The 5,916-nt window shown below is 72.9% G+C and carries 4 protein-coding genes; all 4 read right to left on the bottom strand.

Going from position 1 to position 5,916, the window contains the following annotated elements; translation table 11 throughout:
- On the bottom strand, positions 1-273 hold a 273-nt coding region (locus tag VF746_11510), incomplete at its 3' end, for an ATP-binding protein (protein HEX8693041.1).
- Positions 274-1,318: 1,045 nt separating this feature from the next.
- A complete protein-coding gene (locus tag VF746_11505) occupies positions 1,319-2,569 on the bottom strand; it encodes a PLP-dependent aminotransferase family protein (GenBank protein HEX8693040.1) in 1,251 nt (416 codons plus the stop codon).
- A gap of 103 nt (positions 2,570-2,672) precedes the next feature.
- Positions 2,673-5,168: an ABC transporter permease gene (locus VF746_11500; protein ID HEX8693039.1), complete on the bottom strand. Its 2,496-nt coding sequence runs from the start codon at positions 5,166-5,168 to the stop codon at positions 2,673-2,675.
- A gap of 73 nt (positions 5,169-5,241) precedes the next feature.
- The coding region (locus VF746_11495) for a phosphopantetheine-binding protein (GenBank protein HEX8693038.1) at positions 5,242-5,916 on the bottom strand (675 nt) is incomplete at its 5' end.

Below are 5,916 nucleotides of genomic sequence, written 5' to 3'. Positions count from 1 at the left end.
CATGTGCGCGTTGGCGTGGATGTCGGCGCGGCCGGCGAAGCGCGCGCGCTGCACCTCGCGCGCGCGGCTCACCCGCTCGCGGATCGCCTGGCTCGGCTCGCCCTGGCGCCGGTCCGCCAGGTCGCGCCAGCGCACGGCCGGGACCTCCACGTGCAGGTCCAGGCGGTCCAGCAGCGGCCCCGACACGCGCGAGAGGTAGCGCTGCACCGCCTGCGGGGCGCAGGTGCACTTGCGCTGGCCGTCGCCGTGGTAGCCGCACGGGCACCCGTGCAGATAACAATTGCCATCTAGAGCAGGTCCACGAAATTACGCAATTCGATCGGCAGCGGCCCTGCGGGTGGAAGGTTCGTTCGCTTGGCGATTCCACCACCTGCGTCACGAACTCGGATTGACTCAGCTTCAGGTCGCGCTCCTGATGGGAACGACGGTTTCGACCATCAGCAACTGGGAGTGCGGACGATCTATACCGCACCGCTCGCATCGCGAGTCGGTTGATTGGCTATTCCAAATGCACAGAGTACGGGAACGGAGTCTAACGCAAGGGACATCATGGCCGAGCCCACCCACGGAGCCGGCGGGCAGTCGTCCACCGATCGGGCAACTGGGCGTGCGGGACGAGTGGATCGGTGGGGCGCCGGACGCGTTCCTGCGCCGCGTCTCCGAGGAGTGACTGTTTTGTGACTGTTGCTGTTTCGACAACAAAGGCCCCGCAACGTAAACCGATGCGGGCCTTAGTTTGGGTATGGGCTTGGGAGGATTCGAACCTCCGACCTCACGCTCATCAGACGGCGCAGTCCCGTAAAGCCCTATGACGCAGCGCACGGAAATCCGCACAGGCACAGAGAAACCGTCACCTGCCGTAATTTTCCGCGTTCGCTCATCTGCTGGAAAATCGTCCAAGAAATCGTCCAAGCCATCCCGAGCCGCTACCGGTGGTCGGACTGAGCCGACCGGTACGGCGACAGGCTGACGCGGGCACTCTCGGGACTGCTGGCGGACGGCCTTCGGAACTGAAGCGGGGAGTCGCAATCATGCATCATGCATTGCGCACGAGCATGGGCTAAGCCTGCCTTGTTCACGCAGCACCTGCGTGGTGCTCGTCGCCCACGCCCAGATACCTTTTCCAGGATTCCTCGCAAGCCCGTGGAGAGGTCCCACAGCACGGCGGGCAGTACGAGGCGGCCGCCCTGGGGACCGGGCGAGAACCGTAGCTTGCAACACGTGGCAACGCACCGCGGCGGGTCCGCCGTGCACCAGCAGGGCGAGAGGAGCGCCACCGCGCCGCACCCGATCCCGGGCACCGTACCCTCCGGCTGGATCAGGCCAGCGTCAGGGGACCGACCCTGGCCTCGCCGCGCAGGAGGCGGCCCAGGCGCGCGATACCCTCCTCGATCTTCTCCACCGGCAGGCTCGCGAAGCACAGGCGCATGCAGTGGGCCGCCTGCCGAGGGTCGTGGGCGCAGAAGGCCGCTCCCGGCACGAACGCCACCTGCTCGGAGGCCACGGCGCGCCGGAGGAGCTCCACCGCATCCCCCCCGGCCGGGAGGCTCGCCCACACGAACATCCCGCCCGCCGGCACGCTCCAGCGCACCGTGCGGGGAAAGTGCCGCTCCAGGGCCGCCAGGATGGCGTCGCGGCGGGCCCGGTACTCCGCCCTGAGCCGGTCCAGGTGCGCCGGGAGCGCCCCCGAGTCGAGGAAGGCGGAAAGGCACCGCTGCGCCAGCGAGGTCACGTCCAGGTCGCTGCCGTGCTTGAGGATGGAGAGCGTCGGCACGAGCGCCTCGGGAACCACCATCCACCCCACGCGCAGCCCGGGGGCGAGGATCTTGGAGAACGACCCCACGTACAGCACCCAGTCCGCGTCCAGGGCCCGCAGCGCCGGCACCTGCGCGCCGTCGTAGCGGAGGAAGCCGTAGGCGTCGTCCTCCACGAGCGGCACCTCGAAGCGCCGGGCCAGCTCCACCAGCCGCAGCCGCCGCTCGATGCCGAGCGACACCCCCAGCGGATTGTGGCCCTCGGGGATCAGGTAGACGAAGGCGGGGCGCGCGCCTCCCTCCAGCAGCGCCTCGAGGGCGTCCACGTCGATCCCGCCCGCGTCGGACGGCACGGTCAGGATCTCGGGGCGCAGCGGCTTCACCGCGCCGTGGATCCCGTCGTAGACCGCGGCCTCCAGCGCCACCTGCCCCCCCTCGTCCAGGAGGAGGCGGGCCAGCAGGCTCATCCCCTGCTGCGCCCCCGTGGTGAGGAACACCTGCTCCTCCCGGCACCGCACCCCCCGCTCGGCCATCATGCGGACGATCTGCCGCTTCAAAGGCACGAAGGGAACGCCGTACTGGAGCGTCAGAGGGTCCGCCTCCAGCGCCCGCCGGGTCGCCTGCAGGTACGCCTCCGTGGGGAGGAGCTCCGCCGCGGGCATCCCCAGCGCGAAGGAGAGCAGCCCCGGGCGCGCCAGGAGGGGGAGGATCTCCCGCAGCTCCGACGGGGCGCACGTCCGCGTCCAGGCGGCCAGCGCCCGCTCGATCGCGGGGCGGTCCGGGGCATCCACGATCGTCGCGATGGTGTCCGTCATGGTCGACACCGCCTCCTTCCGGCGCTCGGCCGCGTGGTCACAGGGGTCGGGCGGGACCGGCGCTCGCCGCCGGAACCGCCCGCGTTTCTTTTTCGGAGCGGCGCTACCCCTCCCGCAGCGCCTCGGTGGGCTCGATGCGCAGGCTCCGCCGGGCGGGCCCGACCGCCGCGAACAGGCCCACCGCCATCATCAGCGCCGCGACGACGGGCAGCAGCACGGCGCCCCTGCCGTTCAGGACCCCGCCTCCCGAGAGCCGCTCGAGCAGGGCCGCCGCCGCGATCCCCACGGCGACCCCCGCCCCGAGCTGCGCCAGCGCCCGGGAAAAGACCGCCGTGAGGATCTGCCGCGGGGGGGCGCCCAGGGCGGAGCGGATCCCGATCTCGCGCCGGCGCCGGGCCACGGTGAGGGACATGAGCGCGTAGATCCCGGCCGCCGAGAGGAGGAGGACGCTCATCGTCACCAGCGCGAACGCCCATCCCGTCAGCCGGGTCCCCACCTGCTGCTGGCGGTAGACCTCGTCCAGGGGGAGGATGTCGTGCAGACGCAGGTTCGGGTCGAGCGACGTGGCGATCTCGCGCAGCCGCTCGTCGTAGGCCGCCGGGGCGCCCCCCCTCATCCGCAGGGCGAGGCGCACCGGGTACACCTGCCCGGGCGCCAGGGGATGGTACAGCCGGGCCTCGGGCATCCGGGGCTCCAGCGCGGCCGCGGGGAGGTTGCTCACCACCCCCACGATCTCGTACCAGCGCCCCTCCCTCACGTCGGGCGGAGCCTCCTGGTCGCGGGTGGCGACGTAGCGGACGCGGCGGCCCACGGCGTTGCCGCCGCCCAGGAGCTGCTCTGCGAACCGCTGGTTCACGACCACCGCGGTCGCCGCCGTGTCGGCCTCTCCGGAGTAGAACTGCCGCCCCGCCAGCATCCGCGCGTCGAAGGCGTCGAAGAAGCCGGCGTCCACCCGGAGGCGCCGCACCTGCCGGCCGGTCCCGGACCCCGCCGCCGGCTCTGCGCCGTCCACCTCGACGTAGGCCGTCGGCTCCGGCCCGGGGATCTCGGTCATGACCGTCACGGCGGAGACGCCCGGCTCGGCCTCCAGGCGCCTCTCCAGTTCGGCCACGAGGGCGGCGTAGCGCGAGGCGAACCGCTGCTGCTCGGCCGCCCCGGCCGCGCCGGCCGCGCGATCCCCCCGGTCCATCCCCACCTGGGTGGTGAGGTACTCCCCGGCCGCGAACCCGGGCTCGAACGCCGCGTGCCGGAGCGAGTCCCACACCGTGAAGACGGCCGCGGGGAGGACGGCGACGGCGAAGGCCACCTGGGCCACGATCAGCGCGGTCCACGTCTTCCCCAGCCGTATCCCGGTGCCGCCGCCCAGCTGGCGTAGCCCCGACTGCAGCCGGCTCCCGGTGGCCTTGACCGCGGGGACCACGCCCGCGATCAGGGCGGCGAGCACCGTGAGCCCCACCACGTAGAGGACCGTGACGAGCGAGAGGCGGAAGTCCATCCAGAAGGGGGCGCCCCCGGACATCTGCTGCTCGACCAGCACCCGCGCCTGCCCCAGGCCCATGCGGGCCAGGAGGAGCCCGACCGCCGCCGCCGCCCCCGCCAGGACGAGCGCCTCCACGAAGAGCTGCCCCACGATGCGGCGGCGGCTGGCCCCCAGGGCGCTCCTCACCGTGATCTCGCCTTCGCGGTTGGCCGTGCGGGCGTACACCAGGATGGCGACGTTCGCGCAGACCACCACCAGGAGGAGGCTGACGAAGAGCTGCATCAGGTGGAGCTCGGCGCGGTCGCCGTCGTCGTCGAGGCCCACCAGCGGGTAGGTGTACGGGACGACGCGGGGCAGGAGCCGCTCGTGGGTCTGCGGGAACTCGGCGGCCCTCCTCCGCCCCACGGCGTCCAGCTCGGCCTGGGCGCCGGCCTCGGTGACCCCGGGCGCCAGGCGGCCGAAGACGAAGGCGACCGACTCCTCGCCCCGGTCGTGGTTGGCCGGGTCGACCCGCAGCGGCGTCCAGAAGCGGTGGTTCACCGGGAAGGCGAAGCCCTCGGGCATCACGCCCACCACCGTGTACCGGGTGTCGCCCAGCTGGAGCGGGCGCCCCACGGCGGCGGGGTCGCCCCCGAAGCGCGTCCGCCACACGTCGTACCCGATCACGACCACCGGCGGGGCCCCCGCCCGCTCGTCTTCCGGGACCAGGTGCCTGCCCAGGAGCGGGGGCACCCGCGCCACCCGGAACCCGGAGGCGGTGATCTCGGCGGTCTGGACCGGCTCGGCCCGCCCGTCGGGGGTGACCAGGTTGCGCCAGTGCGGCCGGAAGGCGCCCAGGACCTCGAACGAGCGGACCTGCTCGCGCCACGCCGCGAAGTCGTCCAGCCAGGGGAGGTCGCGGTGGCCCGTGGCCGAGTTCCAGTTCTGGACCGCGACCACGCGCTCGCCCTCGTCGAGGGGGAGCATGGTGTCCATGTACGCCTGGCTGATGTCGAAGAAGGCCGCGCCGATGGCGATGGCCACCGCCATCCCCACGCCGCCGACCAGCGTCAGGCCCGGGTACTTGACCAGCATCCGCGCGGCCAGCTTGAAATCCAGCCAGGAGATGCCACTCCTCATCACGCCTTCTCCACCGGTTGGAGGGTTCGCGGTGCGCCCGCTCGCGCGCACCGGTTGCGGAGCGCCGCAGCCGTCACAGGTACAGCTCCACCTTCTCGGATCCCGTCTCGGGGGCGTCCGCCGACGGGTCGGGGATCAGGTTGGGGGGGACCACCACCTCCGCCCGCTCGGCGCCCACCGCGGCCGCCATCCCCACCAGCGTGGGGGTGGCGAACAGCGCCTGGATCCCCGCGTGCAGCCCCCGCCGCTTCATCCGCTGGATGAGCCGGAGCGCCAGGAGCGAGTGGCCGCCCAGCCTGAAGAAGTTGTCCCACCGCCCCACCCGCTCCACGCCCAGCAGCTCGGACCAGATCTCGGCCAGCGCCGCCTCGGTCTCGCCCACGGGCGCCTCGTAGCCGCGCCGCGCGAACGCGTCGCCCTCCGGCGCCGGCAGCCCGCGCCGGTCCACCTTCCCGTTCGGCGTCAGCGGCAGCGCCTCCAGGCGCACGTACGCCGCCGGAACCATGTGCTCCGGGAGCCGCTCGCCCAGGTGCCGCCGCAGCGCCTCCGGCTCCACCGCCCCGGCCGCGCCCACGCAGTACGCCACCAGCCGCCGGTCGCCGGGCGTGTCCTCGCGCGCCACCACCACCGCCTCGCGCACCCCCGGGTGCTCCAGCAGCCGCGCCTCGACCTCGCCCGGCTCGATCCGGTAGCCCCGCACCTTCACCTGCTCGTCGCCGCGGCCCAGGAACTCCAGCGTCCCGTCCGC

The sequence above is a fragment of the Longimicrobium sp. genome, assembly GCA_036389795.1.
GTDB lineage: Bacteria > Gemmatimonadota > Gemmatimonadetes > Longimicrobiales > Longimicrobiaceae > Longimicrobium.
The sequence above is the reverse complement of the archived record's forward strand: the minus strand, read 5'-3'. Positions and strand labels throughout refer to the sequence as shown.